We start from the raw sequence: 14,835 nt of genomic DNA, 5'->3' as shown, positions 1-14,835 counted from the left end.
CGCGCGGTGCGGGTGCCGTACGGTCGCCGGGTGAACGCCGCGACCGCCGAAGGGCTGCTCCACCTCATCGCCGCCGAGCCCGCACTGCTCGCGAGCGCGCCCGCCGACGCGGACGAGTCGGACCTCCACCTCCGCGCACGCGAGGGCCGGCACCTGTGCCTGGGCTGCGGGCAGCCCGCCCGGTGCGCCGTCATCGTCAACTCCAATACGGACGGCCCGCGTTGGCTGGATCTCTGCTCCCCCTGCTGGCAGACGGTGCGCACGGCCAACGTCGTGTACGGCGAGGTGGAGGGCGCCGAGAGGCCCGGAGATGCCGACGGTCAGGCCGGGTCGTAGAACGGTGACCGGCACCCCGCGGGCGGTGAGTCGGCGCGTGACGAGCGGCTCGACGATGTCCGCCGGAACGCGCAAGGCCGTTGCCCGTCCCGGGAAAAACCCTGGCGGGAGGCACGGCGGGCCTGGCAGGATCCTCCGTATGACCTACGGAATCGAGTCCCACCCCGCCTGGTGAGCCCGCAGGAAGAGCGCGGTGCGCTCACCCCTCGGACCTCCCTGTACGCCTATGCCCTGCGCCTTCGGGACGCAGAGCCCGACGGCCGCCCGCCTCGGCGCGGCTACCGCCTGCCGGCCCCTGATCCGGGTCCGGCACCGGCTTCGCCCTCAGAGGCCCCGGCCGTGACCCGGCAGCCCGGCAATCCCGACCGGGCCGAAGCCCGGGCCGCCGCCACGGGCGCCATCGCCCCGCTCCTGAGCGACCCCGACGCACTCCGGGCCGCCGACGAAGTGCACCGTCGCCTCCACGAACTGGGCGCGCAAGTCGCCGACGTCCGCAACGCCCTCGCCGGGCTTCCCCTCGACGACGAGGCGGCGGCCCGCGCCCTCGGGCGCCGCCTGGTCCGTACGGGCACGAGCGCACCGGCCGTGAGCGTCGGGATCGACCTCCTGGCACGCCTCGGCGAGCCGGAGGACGTCGCCTGCCTCACGGTCCTCGGCCTGTTCCGGAGCTTCGCCCGGCCCGTCGTCGCGGCCCTCACCGCCATCGACTGCCCGACCGGCGCCCTCGTGTGGCTGAGCCGCTGCACCGAGGGCCGGGAGCTGCGCCGCCTGGTCGACGCCCTGCTCGCCCGCGACGACCGGGCGGCCCGCGACGGGCTGCTCGCCGTCCCCCTCGACCCCCGTGCCGTGGGGTCCGAAACCGCCCGCAGAATCGCGGAGGCCGTCATGCTCGACGACATCATCAGCAACGATCCCGTCGACGCCCCCACCCTGGCCCAGGCAGGACGCCTCCTGGTCAGGATGGGGCGGGCGGACGACTACCGGCACGAGATCCTCGCCTACGACCGGGCAACGGCCGCGTACGAGGCCTTCGTCACCCGCGCCGCCCAGTTGTCTCCCGGCCTCGACCACTACGCGATCCTGCTCTCCGTCGCCCTCGACCTGCACAGCGGGCCGAGCGTGCTCCTCGGCTGGCGCCCCGGACAGCGCGAGGCGCTCCTGGAGAGTCTGGAGTCCGTACTGACGGCTCCTGCCTGGGCCGCCGTACCCGCCGACTCCGGCCTCACCGACCCCGGCCTCACCGACTCCGGCCTCACCGGCCCCGGCCTCACCGGCCCTGCCGAACGCCGCCGGATCCAGTGGATACGCCGCGCCGCACGGCAGCCCTTCACCCGCCCGGCGGCCCCGGGCCGGCTCCGTATCGAGGTCGTCGTACGCGACCCGGCGGTACCGGAGTGCGTCGAGACGCGGGTCCTGATCGACGGCCGTCCCCTGGTGCCCGAGGTCTTCGGCCGGGGCCCCGCCCACTCCCCCGAGTACCTGCTCGACACCGGCCGCCTGCGGGCCACGGCCGAGCCCCGCGAAGTGCGGCTCGCCGAGGCGTACTGCACCGAGGGCTGCTGCGGCGCGCTCCACGTCACCATCTGCCGCGACGGGGACCAGGTGGTGTGGCGCGACTGGCGCCACCCGCGCACCTTGCCCTCCGGGCGGCCCGCGCCCGAACTCCCCGAGTACCGCTTCGACGCGGCCGCCTACGACGCCGAGATCGCACGCGCGGAGACCGACCGCTCCTGGGCCTGGCCCGCCCGCAACGCCGCGCGCCTCATCGCCGCGGGACTCCGTGACCGGCCGGGCGTCCTCGCCCGGTGGGACGCCCGCCTGGACTGGGCCGGCACCGACTTCGGCGAGCCCGACACGATCGCCGTGTCGTTCACGTTCCGGCCGGGCATCGCCGCCGGGCGCCAGGACAAGGACGGCCATTACCTGCAGTTCATCTGGGAACTCCATGACGACGGCACACCGGCCGAGCAGCAGGCCGCCGCGGCGCTGCACCGCCTCTCGACGGCGGACCCGAAGGGCTACGCACAGGTCAGGGGCGGCAGCCGCGAGTCCGCCGAGGCGCTCGGCTACCCGTGGCCCTGACGACCGCCGCCCGGCAGGGTTCGCAGGCCGGATAGGGCCTGTAGACGGGCGGCGCGGCTCCGGGTGAGCATGCAGGCTCGGGAACCGCGTCCGGTGGCCCCGGCGGGAGAGGAGACGCACGTGCACCGCACCCAGCGCACGGAAGAGGCGCAGCCGGCCGTACCCTCCCCCGCCGCGCAAAGGCCACCGGATCCGGCCTTGGCCGCCCGTCTCACCACGCTCCAGCAGACGCTGGGGAACCGTGCGACGGCGGCCGCGGTCGGCGCGCAGGGCGGCGGGGCCGCGTCGGCCCGTACGCCGGGGAAGGTGGTCGTCGGGGTGCCGTACCGGACCGACGGCCGCGGTTCGGCGCACACCGGATACGACATGAAGGCCGTGTCCGCGATGTCGGGCCTGGCGGGTGACGTACAGGTGGAGGGCCGGACGCTGCCGCCCGGAGCGGCGGCATCGGGGGCCGATACCCCGGCCCGTCCGGCCGAGGCCTCCCAAGTGCGTGCCCACTTACAAGGGGTGGACGCCCTGCTGATCCCCGGGGCGCCGTCCGCCAATGACACCCAGATCGCCAGTGAGCGGGGCACGCCCGAAGACGCCGGGCACAACTCCGTTGACGCACCCAAGACCAAGAAGCACGTGCGGGAGGAGCACCGCAGCCGGGCCGCCTACGAACTGGCCCTCATCGAACAGGCGAAGAACCTCGGCATGCCGGTCATCGCGGTGTGCGCAGGCTCCTGGCGGTTGCTGGAGGCTTACGGAGGGGCGGTGGAAACACTGCCGGCAGCGGAGCGTGCCCTGCATACCGACAAGAACAACGTGTGGGGTCTGCGGCACCCGGTCGACGCCGTCTCCGGCACACGCCTTGCGGACGCCTTCACATCCGCTCAGCCGGACGCAGTGGCAGCGCTGTCCGGCGCCCCCGTGACCAGCACCCACTGGGCGGCAGCCTCCGAAGTCGCCCCCGGATCCTTCCGGCAGAGCACACAGGCCGCCCAGAACGCCGACGTGCGGCGGCATCCCGACGACATCCTGGCCGTCGCCGCCCGGACCTCGGCGGACGGCTCGTCGTCGGTCGAGGCCTTCGAAACGCGCTCGGGCGCCCCCGTCATGGGCATCCAGTGGCACCCCGAAACCCACCTGCCCGACATGCCGGGCCGGTACACCGACGCCGAACGAACCAGCCCGGACCCGGCCGTGGCCTCCTCGGAAGCCCTGTTCCGGCACTTCGTCCAGGCGGCCTTGGCCTATCGCTACCGGCGCGACATGCATGACGAGTTCACGAAGCGACCGACGCAGCCCCATCCGTAACGACAGGCCGGACCTTGGTCAGCATCAGGTTCAGGAACTGCTCGGGGTGGCGGAACGACGCGAAGTGGCTCGCGTCGTCGATCAGGGCGAAGCCCTTGACCGGGGCTTGCACGGCGTCGAAGAAGCGCTTGGCGTGCTCCGGCGGGGTGAGTACGTCACGGTCGCCCTGGAAGATGAAGAAGGGCAGGTCGAACCGGGTGCCATCGGCCCAGTCGTCGAAGGCCGCCGTCTCGGGCAGGAGCTTCGCGGAGAGCTTCATGCCCTTGGCGAGGTCGCCCAGTTCGCGCAGTGAGTGCAGCGGAGAGAACCAGAGCGACTTCATGACCACGGTCTTCATGGTGGCGAAGGTCAGGGGGTCGCTGGTGGCGGCGATCTTGGCGTAGGCGGCGTGCTGCTCGGCGGTCCAGGCGCGGGCGTCGCGGCCCATGCCTTCCACGGCGGCGGCCTCCTTGCGCTTGCCGGCCGCGTGCAGCCGCGCCAGGAGCGCGCGGTGGGCGGAGTCGTCGCGGCCGGCGTCGTGGATGTTCTGGTCGGTGCCGACGTAGGCGGAGTACAGGTCGGGGTGGCGGCGGGCCAGGCGCACGCCGAAGACGCTGCCGAAGGAGCTGGCCACCAGGACGACCCGGTCGACGCCGAGCCGGTTGCGGACGTACCGGGTGACGTCGAGAGCGTCCTCGTACAGCCGGGTGAAGCTGATCTCACCTTGGCCGTCGGCGCCGGTGCGGCCGAGGGTCTTGCCCGTGCCGCGCATGTCCCAGCGGACGATCGTGAAGTGCTTCTCCCAGGAGCGGGTGCGCGGTCCGTAGACCGAGTGGGAGGAGCCGGGGCCACCGTGGATCTCCAGCATCACGGGGTTGTCCAGGTCCTCACCGCGGATCGAGATCCACTGGTCGATCCCGCCGATGCGGACGAAGCCCTGCTCGTCGATGCCGTTCGAGGTGTCGATCCGTATCAGCCGGGCGTTGCGGGCTTGCCGGAACCGCCGGTGGGCGAGCGTCCCGGCCGCGGGCGCGGCAAGGGCGGCGACGGACGTCATGACAACGGTGCTGATCACAGCTACTCCCCCAGGGAAACCAGAACTGCTTACCTCATACGCAATTGAGTTTATGTTATACACAGTTCCGAGAGGGTCGTCAACGCCGACCGTCACTGGAGCTGGAACGGAAACTGGAGCCGGGAGACCGGCCCGGGAGGGGGCCGACGTGCCCGGAAGCAGAGAGAAGAAGCGCGACCCGAAGGCGAGCATGGCGCTGCTGTGGGGAGAGCAGGGGCAGCCGCGCCGCGGCCCGAAGCCCTCGCTGACAGCCGACCGAATCGTCACCGCCGCCGTCACCGCCGCCGACACCGAGGGCCTGGACGCAGTCTCCATGCAACGGGTCGCCGCGGAGCTCGACGTCACCACGATGGCGCTGTACCGCTACGTCCCGGGCAAGGCCGAGCTGATCGACCTGATGGTCGACGCCGCCCTCGGCGCGCCCCCGGCGACCGGCGACGTCCCGGGCGGCTGGCGGCCCCGGCTGACCGAGTGGGCCCGCCACTGCTGGGCGCTCTACCGCCGCCACCCCTGGATCCTCGCCGCCACGGCGATGCGCCGGCAGCTCATGGGACCCCGTCAACTGGCCTGGCTCGACGCCGCGTTCACCGCACTGGCACCGTCCGGGCTGCCCGCGGCCCAGCAGCACGACGTCGTCCTGCTGGTCATCGGGCACATCCGCAACCTCGCCCAGCAGTTCGCCGACGCCGACGAGGCCGGCAACGAGGAGTGGAACCGGCTCGCCGCCGACGTCCTGGAACGCCACGGCCACCGCTACCCGGCCCTGACCGCCGCCATCGCCGCCGGAGCCTTCGCTCCCCCCGCGGACGCCCACGGCACCGACCCGCTGGACTTCGGCCTGGAACGCATCCTGGACGGCGTCGCCGCCCTGATCGACCGCTCCTGATGAACCGGTTTGCGGAGCATGTGATCCAATGAGCCGATGAGTGACACCGACACGGTTTTAGGGCCGCTGGAACTGATCGACGGCCGCTGGGTGGTGGGAGATTCCCGGCGACCGGGCGGATCCTGGGTGGAGTTCCGCGCGGAGGGGCTCCATCAGCACGCACCCGCCTCGGAGGGCGAGTTGATCCCGTGGTCCAGGATCATGCTGGGGATGGGCGTGACCCTGGGGCGCGGACACCCGTCAAGAGGCAACTTCACCATGCTGGGCTTGCTCGGCGGACGACCGGCGGAATCAAGAAGGCGGTGACGCAGGCCCGGCAGGATCAGGAGCCCACCGTTGCCTGACCGGCCTTGAGGCCGTGCAGGCCGGTCCCGCCCTACTCGTATCCCGTGAACGGCCTTCGGCCGATAACGCCGGGAGGCCCTCGCCGAGGAAGGAAGCGACATGCCTGAACAGCCGAGTGTGCGCACCACCGACGGCCTGCTGGAGGGGCGTTGGCGACAGGGACAGGCGGTGTTCCGTGGCATTCCCTACGCCCGGCCGCCGGTGGGAGCGCTCCGGTTCGCCGCCCCCGTCCCGCCCTCGCCCTGGGAAGGGACCAGGCCGGCGGCGGAGTTCGGGCCCGCGGCACCGCAGTCCGGACCGGTGCGGACGGATCCGGGGGAAGGTACGGACTGGCTGACGCTCAACGTCAGCACTCCGGATCCGGGCGCGGCGGCGGGGCTGCCGGTGCTGGTGTGGATCCATGGGGGTGCCTACATCGCGGGGGCCTCGAGTGACCCGTTGTACGACCCGGCGGCGCTGACCGGGGCGGGGCTCGTCGTGGTGAGCATCAACTACCGGATCGGCGCCGAGGGCTTCGCCCTCCTCGAAGGCGCACCGGCCAACCGCGGATTCCTCGACCAGATCGCCGCCTTGCAGTGGGTGCAGCGGAACATCGCCTCCTTCGGCGGGGACCCCGGGCGTGTCACCGTCGCCGGGCAGTCCGCCGGGGCGGGGTCGATCGCCGCCCTGCTGACGATGAAGCCGGCCCGCAGTCTGTTCCGGCGGGCCGTCGCCCACTCGGTGCCGGGCAACTACTGCACCCCCGCCCTGGCCGGACAGGTCGCCGCCGCGCTCGCGGACCGGCTCGGCACGGCGCCCACCGCGGCCGCACTCGCCGAGATCGAGCCCCGGCGGCTGGCCGGCGAACTCACCTCCTTCAGCGCCGGCCTGCCCGGCCACCACCCGCGCTGGGGACGGCTGGCCCGGACCGGCGTCGCGATATGCCCCGTCGTGGACGGTGAGGTCCTCCCCGAAACGCCCTGGCCCGCCCTGGCCGGCGGCCGCGCGGGCGGAACCGAGCTCCTCGTCGGCCATACCCGCGAGGAATTCCGGCTGTTCAGCGTCTTGAGCGGACGGCGGGGCACCTTCACCGAGGAGGACGCCCGTACGGATCTGGACCTGTTCGCCCCGGCGCCGGACGGCGCGGACGCCTACCGGGCCGCCCACCCGCGGGCCACGCCGGAGGAGCTGCTGGAAGCGGTGTACTCCGACGCGCTGTTCCGGATGCCTTCGCTGCAGCTGGCCGAGGCGAACGCGGCGGCCGGGGGCACCTCCTTCCTGTTCGAGCTGCGGTTGCCCTCCCCTGCCTTCGGAGGGGCCCTGGGCGCCTGCCACAGCCTCGACGTCCCCTTGGCGTTCGGCACACCGGACAGCCCCGCCGGCAGGGGACTCCTCGGCAGCCGGCCCGGCCCCGGAGCCGCCGCCGTATCGCGCGAACTCCAGCAGGCATGGATCCGTTTCGCCACCACCGGCGACGCCGGATGGCCCGCCTACCGCCCCGGTCAGCGGCTGACGCGCGTCCTGGACGCCGAATCGACGACCGTGCCGTATCCGGAAGATGCCTCCCGCCGGATATGGGAGGGCCGTCCACCGGCCCCCTTCGACCTCGTGCGACCCGCCGGAAGCCGGTAGTGGAGCAGGCCCCCGAAGGGATACGGGGGCCTGCCGGAGTGATCCCGGGCGGCTGCGTCCCTAGCGTTTGATGCATGACACGTGTACGGCACAGCGAGAGCGGCGCCACCGTAGGAAGTCGCTTGGAACAACGCTTAGGACAGCGCTTGGAACGGCGCTTAGAGCGGCGCTCAGGAAGTCGCCCACGAGGCCGCTTCCGAGGCCGCTTCCATGGGCGCCGTACGGCAGCGTTCGCCGTGGCGGCGATCGCTCTGACGGGCCTCGCCGCCCCCTCGGCCGGCGCGGCGGGGACCGCGGCCCGCCCCGCGTCCTCCCCCGGATGCGACGCGGCACGCAGCGCGGTGGCCGCCTCCTTGGACACCCTCACGCACCGCCACGGCATACCGGGCGCGGCCGTCGAAGTGGACGACGGCACGTGCGGCAAGTGGAACGTCGCCCGCGGCGTGGCCGACCTCGGCACCGGCCGCCCGATGAACGCGCAGGACCGGCTGCGGATCGGCAGCGTCAGCAAGACCTTCACCGCCACGGTCGTCGTGCAGCTCGCCGCCGAGGGCCGGATCGGGCTGGACGCCCCGGTCGAGCGCTACCTGCCGGGGCTGATCCGGGGCAACGGCCACGACGGCCGCAGGATCACCGTGCGGCAGTTGCTCCAGCACACCAGCGGGCTCCCCGACCACACCGAGGCCCTCGTGGACCGGCCCGTGGAGGAGTGGCGCCACCGCCGCTTCGAGCCCCGCGAGATGATCGCGACCGTGCTCAAGCAGCCCCGCCCGGACAAGAAGTGGCACTACTCGACGACCAACTACCTCATCGCCGGGCTCATCGTCGAGAAGGTCACCGGACGCGGCGTGGAGGCGGAGGTGACCCGCCGGATCGTCAAGCCGCTCGGCCTGCGCGACACGTACTGGCCGGGCGACGAGACGCGCATCCGCGGCCCGCACTCGCGCAGTTACTTCACCGGGCCCGACGCCCCGGACGGCACGCCGTCGCCCCGGATCGACGGCACCGAGTGGAACGTGTCCTTCGGCGGCGCGGGCGGCGCGCTGATCTCGACGCCCTCCGACGTCAACCGGTTCCTCGGTGCGCTGTTCGGCGGCAAGCTGCTGCCCGCGCGGTGGCTCGGCGAGATGAAGCGCACCGTCCCCGCCGACCCGGACCGGCTCTGGCCCGGCGCCCGCTACGGGCTGGGCCTGATCGCCTCACCTCTGGAGTGCGGCGGCTGGTGGTGGGGGCACGGCGGAACGGTGCCCGGCGGGCACCGGGCGCTGGGCGCGGTCGGCCCGGGTGACCGGAGCGTGGCCCTCGCCCTCAACCAAGTGCCCGGCACCGACCGGGCGGAGGAGGACTTCCATGCCGTCGTGAACACCGCGTTCTGCGCCGCCGGCCGCACTGGTCACTCCGACAACACTGACCGCACTGACCTCACTCACCGCACCGACCGCACCGACCGCACCGACCGCACCGAGGAGACTCCGTGACCATCCTCAGCTCCGTCGCCGCGCGCCGCGCCTCGGCCGCCGGCCTCGCCCTCACCGCCTGCCTCACCGCGGCGCCGGCGGCCTTCGCCTCCGCGGGCACGGCCCCCATGGCGCAGCCCGCCGCGGCTCCGTCCGAGGCGGGCCTCGACCGCTACTACCAGCAGCGTCTCGACTGGCGCAGCTGCATCAAGGGCCCCGACGACACCACGGGCCGTGACCTGGAGAAGGCCGGCGCGCAGTGCGCGGACGTGACCGTACCGCTCGACTACGCCGACCCCCGGGGCCGTACGATCACCGTCGCGATATCCCGGCTCAAGGCCACCGACACCCGCCGCCGGGTCGGCCCCCTGCTGATCAACTTCGGCGGTCCCGGCGGACCCGCCCTCGGCGACCCGCCGGAGATGCGCAAGGCCATGAAGGACGTCGGGGCGCGCTACGACATCATCGGCATGGATCCGCGCTCCGTCGGTCGCAGCACCCCGCTGGACTGTAACTGGCCCGTGGGCCACTCCATCTACTCGGCCGGTGCCGACCGGGAGAGCTTCGACCGGCAGGTCGCCCTGCACAAGGATCTGGCGGCGAAGTGCCGCGCCGCGAACGCCTCCCTGCTGCCGCACATCAGCACGCGCAACACGGCCCGCGACATGGACGTCATCAGGGGCGCGCTCGGCGAGCGCAAGATCTCCTACCTGGGCTACTCGTACGGCACCTATCTGGGCACCGTCTACACCCAGTTGTTCCCCGGCCGCTACGACCGGATGGTCCTCGACGGGGCGATCGACCCGCGCCGCTACAACCCCCGGCTGCTGCGGGGTGTCGAGAAGGAGAACGAGCAGGCGCTCGCCGACTGGGCGGCCTGGGCGGCGAAGAGGCACGACGCCTACGGCCTCGGGCGCACTCGCGCGCAGGTGCTCGCCACCGTCGACCGCGTCGTCAATGCGTCCGCGCGCGGGCTGACCGTCGGCACGGGCTCCGACTCCTTCCGGCTCGACGCCACCCAGGTGCCGACGCTGATCTTCGGCGCGCTCTCGTCGGACACCGACAGTGCGCGAGCGGAGTTCGGGGACCAGGTGTCCACCATGGCGAAGGCGGCGGACAACCGGCCGGCTCCGCTCTCCCCCGAGTTCAAGAAGACCTTGCAGGAGATGCTGACCAGCAAGAATTCGCAGTACGGCAGTGCGCAGACGGCCATCCTCTGCGGGGACGGTGCCGCGCCGCGCGACCCCGAGGTCTACTGGCGTGACATCGAGCGCAGCCGCGCCGCCCACCCGCTGTTCGGCCCGCTCACGAACAACATCGGCCCGTGCGCCTTCTGGGACCGTCCGCGCGAGGAGCCCACTCGCGTGCAGCACGACGCCGCGGCGCTGATCGTGGCCGCCACCGGCGACACGCGTACCGACTACGAGGGCGGGCGCGCGCTGCACGGCATGCTGCCCGGCTCCAAGCTCATCACCGTCAAGGGCGCCAACCAGCACGGGGTCTACCTCGAGTACGGCAACGCCTGCGTGGACCGGGAGGTCAACGCGTACCTGGCCACGGGCGAACTCCCGGCGGGCGACCGGACGTGCGCCAAGACGAGCGGCTGACAGGACAGCTGAACAGCACGTCTCTTCCGGCCGGGGCGACCCCGGCCGGAAGAGACGTGCCGGCACCCCCTGCCGCTGCCCTGCGGCCCCTCTTCTCAGGCCGGGCGCAGAGAACGCCAGATGCTGTCGGGCAGGATGCGTGCCGCCTCGGTCAGGTCGATGTCGTCGTAGGTGCTGGCCAGCCAGCGGCGTGCGGCCTCCGCGACCGGGCCCATGACCAGGACCTCGATCAGGGCCGGGGGCATGGGGACGATCTCGCCGGCCCCGATGCGCGATCGCAGCCACTCGCCGAGGCCGCTCAGCTTGGCGGCCTTGGCCGCGCGGATCTCCTCGGCGTGCGCCGCCAGGTAGCCGGAGTAGGCCGAGGCGTGGAGGAACAGCGCGGCGTCCCGGTGCTCTTCGGTGAAGCGCAGGTAGGCCAGCACGAGCGCGCGGATGCCGGTGCGTGCGGTGCGCGAGCGCTTCACGGCGCTGACGATCTCTTCGAGCAGTTCCTCCATGCACCGGGTGTAGAGCGCGGCGGCCAGGCCGTCGAAGCTGCCGAAGTGGTGGTAGAGGCTGCCCAGGCTGACGCCGCTGGCGGCCGTGACGGCATTGACGGTGAAGCCTTGCTGGCCCGCCTCCGCGTACACGCGCAACGCGGTGGTCAGCAGCAGGTCGGCGGTCGCTTCGCCACGTTGTTGCTTGGGAGACATCGCCCGCCTTACCTTCGGCATCTTCGCGCGCTAGAAAGACTTTCTAGAAAAAGTATCCACACTGCACGTCGCCCGGTCCACACTCCCGGCACGGCGGGTGACACGCGGAAGCGCCGCCCCCGTCAGCATTGGGGGCGGCGCACGATGGGCATTCGCCCACGTTTCACGCAGGTTCTGCGGGGGCCTTGGAAGCCGGGCTCTCGTAGCGCAGCGCCGAGCGGTGGCTGAGCAGCCAGGCCAGCGGTACGACGGCGACCACGGCGAGAACGACGAAGATCGCCCGGGGCCCGAGGAATCCGCCGAGGAAGGCGATCACCGAAGGAGCGGCGGCGGTCGGAAGTCCGGTCGCCAGCCGCCACATTCCGGTGGCCCGCCCGATCAGCTCGGGCGGCACGGAGCTGAACATCTCCATCTCCGTGGCGACCGCGATGACGTTTTCACAGACGAAGAAGACGGTGAGGGCCGCGGTCGCCGCCACGAGGCCCGCGCCGGAGGCGATGAGCAGCAGTCCCCCGCCGGCGCTGGCCAGGCCCAGCACGGTGACGGTGCGGATCTTCCACCGGGGGATCTCGGCCGTGATCAGCGCGCCCGTGAGCCCGCCGATGTTGGCCACTGCCAGGGCGACGCCGATGGAGCTCGGCGACGCGTCCAGCGTGTCGCGGGCGAGGTAGACGAAGAGCGCTGTGGTGCCGGTCGAGAAGGTGAAGCTCGCGGGCACCATCAGGAGCAGCAGCGTGCCCATCTTCTCGCCGCGGGAGAAGATGCGCAGCCCGGCCCGTAGCGAGGCGACGAAGGAGACCGGGGCCGACTGGTACCGCTTCTGGCCGGCCACCGGGTTCACGCCGAGGAACCACACGACGAGCGGGGCGAGGAACGTCGCGCTGTTGAGCCAGAGCAGTCCGGTGTAGCCCAGCGGGCCGACGAGCAGGGAGGCCAGGGCCGGGCCGAGGATCAGGCTGGTCTGGAACAGCACGGTCAGCGATCCCCGGGACCGTCCGGTGTTGTCCGGGAACATGGCGGGGATCCCGGCGAGCCAGCCGGCCCGGTAGGAGACGGCCCCGATCTGCACGAGCGCTTCCGCCACGTACAGGCTCCACACGGGTGCGGGTCCGCCCAGCAGCGCGAAGTTGAGGGCCAGCGAGGCGAAGAGCTGCAGCAGCAGTCCGGGCACCACGAGGACGCGCGAGCCGTAGCGGTCGACCACGTGGCCGAGGAACGGGCCCGCGATGGTGATCACCAGCGGGGACACCGCGACCAGCAGCGCCATCGTGGCGAGGGAGCCCGTGTAGCTCAGCACGAGCAGGGGCAGGGCGAAGCCGTACATGCCCTCGCCGAGGTTGTTGGCCAGGTTCCCCGCCGCGAACACCCGGAACCGGGGATCCCGCCATGGACTCGGCTCGGTCTGCAGGCTCACCCGACTACCGTCTCACTTCCCGTATCCGGCGGGCAGATAGACCGTGCGCAGGAGCAGGGGCCCCTCCTCGGTGACGTCCCGTATCTGGAGGAAGCCGCCGCGTCCTCCCACCAGCAGCAGGTTGCGCGGCGAGCCGTCGCGGCCGGTGCGCCTGGCCAGGGCCTTGGGGAAGTCCTGGAAGGGTTCGACGACGCCGAGCACTTCGGACGAGCCCGTCTCGTACACCGCCATCTGCAGGCCGTAGGACGTGGCGTACAGCCGGTCCTCGATGACCGTCGCGCTCTCGACGGTGTTCTCCAGCATGTCGAACCAGTGGCCCGTCACCTTGCCGGTGGCCACGTCGACGGCCTTGACGGCGAACTCGCCACCGGTCACCAGGACCTTGTCCTCGTGGCGTTGCATCCGCTTGCAGTAGCCGCCGAGTTCCACGCGCCAGCGTTGCTCGCCGGACGGCTCGAAGCAGAAGACGACTCCGTTGCGGGTGGCGAAGAGCAGCTCTCCGGCCGGTCCGTAGGCGCAGGTCCACGCGACCAGCCCGGCCAGGTCCAGGGTGCGCAGCCGCTCTCCGGTGCGTGCATCGTGTTCGAAGGCGCCTTCGTTGGCCGCCACCAGTACCCGCTCGCCGTCGGCGTCGGGGCCGAGGTCGTGCAGGTGCGGGGCGAAGGGGACGCGCCAGAGGGACTCTCCGTCCCGGTTGTGGCGGAAGAGCGTTCCGGAGCGGGTGACGCCGAGGAAGGTGCCGTCCGCGAGGGGCCGGACGCGGCGGACGAAGCCGAGGCCGAGGTCCCACTGCCGGGTGACGCGTGCGTTCGGGTGGGAGGCTTCGACGTCGGTCAGTTGGACGGCGAGTACGCCGGTGTCGGTCGCGACGAGGTAGCCGTCCTCGGTGAGCGGGTCCGGCTGGATGTCCCACACGCAGCGGCTGTCGAAGTCGAGGCGGGCCAGGCGCTCGCCCTCGGGGGAGACCCGCTCCATCTGCCCGTCCTGGGTGAGTACCACCAGGTCGCCGCGGGAGGTGATGGTCATGTCGGTGATCTGGTGGCGGAAGGGGGCGATGGTCCGCACGATGCGCGGTTCGCTCTCCCGGTTGTCGAAGACGGTGATCTCGCCTTCGAAGCCCGCGCAGTAGGCGAACGAGAAGGTGTCGTCGAACTCCAGGGTCTCGACGTCGTCGGCCGCGAACTTGAAGTTGTGCAGCATCCGCCCGTCGGGGCTGATGACCACCACGCCGTTGGCGACGTACAGGGCGTCGTCCTCGCCGGCGTCCTGCGTCACCCAGTACCGGTCGTGGCGGCGGTCGTAGCGGACGCGGTGCAGGTTGAGCTTGTCGTCCAGCCGCACGTGGACCGGGAAGTCGAAGGCGGCGAGGTCGCCGATGTAGAGGTTGCCGTGCTTGTCGGCGACGCACTGCTCACCGGGCCGCTCGGTGCAGAACCATTCGAGGAAGTGGTCGGTGATGGAGGGCCGCACCTCGATGAGGTCGAAGGTCCGCGCGTCGATGACCGCGATCTCCATGTAGCCGTTGTTGACGTACAGCTTGTCCTGCCAGACGCAGATCCCGCGGTTGATGAGGGTGGAGGGTTCCTCGCCCTCCAGGTACTCGCCGTCGCCCCGCAGGTGCTGCGCGTCGAGCGAGTTGACCGGGTGGAGCGAGTGCAGGCTCCACTGGGTCACCGTGCCGCGGGCGTCCTTGGTGTAGGCGAAGTCGCCCGAGGTGGTCACCGCGTAGACCGGCGCGACGGACTCGGGGTTGCGGCCGGAGCGGATCAGCTCGAAATCCTCGTCCAGCAGGTGGAGGCCGCCGCGGATGTCGGTGACGAGAAGCCCGTGCCCCTCGACCCGGACCACTCTGGCGGCGCGCTGAGTAAGCTTCATGAGTGTGCTCTCTCCCGGCGGTCGTCGGCGGAGGGGCCCGGAAGCCCTGGACGAGAGGGCTTCCGGGCCTGTCATCGCTCTGCGGTGCCTGCTCTCCGGTTACTTGACCGAGAGGGTGTAGCGGCGGACGGCCTTACGCATACTGTTCACCTCCCTCCAGTGCGATGGGAC

The 14,835-nt window shown here is 72.0% G+C and carries 12 protein-coding genes; 8 read left to right on the top strand and 4 right to left on the bottom strand.

The genetic code is table 11. The features are described 5' to 3' along the window. Positions 1-30: 30 nt before the first annotated feature. The 3 genes from NQU55_RS17790 to NQU55_RS17780 all read left to right on the top strand — a co-directional run bounded on the left by NQU55_RS17790 (position 31) and on the right by NQU55_RS17780 (position 3,720). Positions 31-336, top strand: a complete 306-nt coding sequence (locus tag NQU55_RS17790) for a hypothetical protein (RefSeq protein WP_168092570.1) — start codon at positions 31-33, stop codon at positions 334-336. 339 nt (positions 337-675) lie between these two features. Beyond that, positions 676-2,418, top strand: a complete 1,743-nt coding sequence (locus NQU55_RS17785) for a hypothetical protein (RefSeq protein ID WP_256790830.1) — start codon at positions 676-678, stop codon at positions 2,416-2,418. A gap of 120 nt (positions 2,419-2,538) precedes the next feature. Next, a complete protein-coding gene (locus NQU55_RS17780) occupies positions 2,539-3,720 on the top strand; it encodes a gamma-glutamyl-gamma-aminobutyrate hydrolase family protein (RefSeq protein ID WP_168092571.1) in 1,182 nt (393 codons plus the stop codon). Here NQU55_RS17780 and NQU55_RS17775 read toward each other — a convergent pair. Further along, the gene (locus NQU55_RS17775) at positions 3,689-4,774 is read right to left on the bottom strand and encodes an alpha/beta fold hydrolase (protein ID WP_168092572.1); all 1,086 of its coding nucleotides are present in this window, start codon (positions 4,772-4,774) and stop codon (positions 3,689-3,691) included. The genes NQU55_RS17780 and NQU55_RS17775 overlap by 32 nt on opposite strands. Positions 4,775-4,922: 148 nt before the next feature. On the opposite strand from NQU55_RS17775, the gene NQU55_RS17770 reads away from it, so the two are divergent. The 5 genes from NQU55_RS17770 (at position 4,923) to NQU55_RS17750 (ending at position 10,680) form a co-directional block, all read left to right on the top strand. Then, the gene (locus tag NQU55_RS17770; protein ID WP_256790829.1) at positions 4,923-5,660 is read left to right on the top strand and encodes a TetR/AcrR family transcriptional regulator; all 738 of its coding nucleotides are present in this window, start codon (positions 4,923-4,925) and stop codon (positions 5,658-5,660) included. Between the two features lie 36 nt (positions 5,661-5,696). After that, positions 5,697-5,966, top strand: coding sequence for a hypothetical protein (locus NQU55_RS17765; protein ID WP_168092574.1), 270 nt, complete (start codon positions 5,697-5,699; stop codon positions 5,964-5,966). Between the two features lie 138 nt (positions 5,967-6,104). Further along, the gene (locus NQU55_RS17760; RefSeq protein ID WP_168092575.1) at positions 6,105-7,616 is read left to right on the top strand and encodes a carboxylesterase/lipase family protein; all 1,512 of its coding nucleotides are present in this window, start codon (positions 6,105-6,107) and stop codon (positions 7,614-7,616) included. Positions 7,617-7,852: 236 nt separating this feature from the next. Next, entirely contained in the window at positions 7,853-9,094 is a 1,242-nt protein-coding gene (locus NQU55_RS17755; RefSeq protein WP_168092576.1) for a serine hydrolase domain-containing protein, read from the top strand. After that, complete coding sequence (locus NQU55_RS17750; RefSeq protein WP_168092577.1) at positions 9,091-10,680, top strand: alpha/beta hydrolase; 1,590 nt, start codon at positions 9,091-9,093, stop codon at positions 10,678-10,680. Before NQU55_RS17755 ends, NQU55_RS17750 begins: the two co-directional genes overlap by 4 nt. A gap of 95 nt (positions 10,681-10,775) precedes the next feature. Here NQU55_RS17750 and NQU55_RS17745 read toward each other — a convergent pair whose 3' ends face one another. From NQU55_RS17745 to NQU55_RS17735, 3 genes are all read right to left on the bottom strand, one after another. Further along, the gene (locus NQU55_RS17745; RefSeq protein WP_168092578.1) at positions 10,776-11,375 is read right to left on the bottom strand and encodes a TetR/AcrR family transcriptional regulator; all 600 of its coding nucleotides are present in this window, start codon (positions 11,373-11,375) and stop codon (positions 10,776-10,778) included. Between the two features lie 163 nt (positions 11,376-11,538). Continuing rightward, positions 11,539-12,789: an MFS transporter gene (locus tag NQU55_RS17740; protein WP_168092579.1), complete on the bottom strand. Its 1,251-nt coding sequence runs from the start codon at positions 12,787-12,789 to the stop codon at positions 11,539-11,541. Positions 12,790-12,801: 12 nt separating this feature from the next. Further along, positions 12,802-14,664, bottom strand: a complete 1,863-nt coding sequence (locus NQU55_RS17735) for an outer membrane protein assembly factor BamB family protein (RefSeq protein WP_168092580.1) — start codon at positions 14,662-14,664, stop codon at positions 12,802-12,804. Positions 14,665-14,835 lie beyond the last annotated feature (171 nt).

Source organism: Streptomyces telluris (genome assembly GCF_024519335.1).
Classification (GTDB): domain Bacteria; phylum Actinomycetota; class Actinomycetes; order Streptomycetales; family Streptomycetaceae; genus Streptomyces; species Streptomyces telluris.
The sequence above is the reverse complement of the archived record's forward strand: the minus strand, read 5'-3'. Positions and strand labels throughout refer to the sequence as shown.

Coding starts and splice junctions, on each gene's coding strand:
- NQU55_RS17765 (WP_168092574.1), top strand. CDS start 5,697: ATGAGTGACACCGACACGGTTTTAGGGCCGCTGGAACTGATCGACGGC.
- NQU55_RS17760 (WP_168092575.1), top strand. CDS start 6,105: ATGCCTGAACAGCCGAGTGTGCGCACCACCGACGGCCTGCTGGAGGGG.
- NQU55_RS17745 (WP_168092578.1), bottom strand. CDS start 11,375: ATGTCTCCCAAGCAACAACGTGGCGAAGCGACCGCCGACCTGCTGCTG.
- NQU55_RS17735 (WP_168092580.1), bottom strand. CDS start 14,664: ATGAAGCTTACTCAGCGCGCCGCCAGAGTGGTCCGGGTCGAGGGGCAC.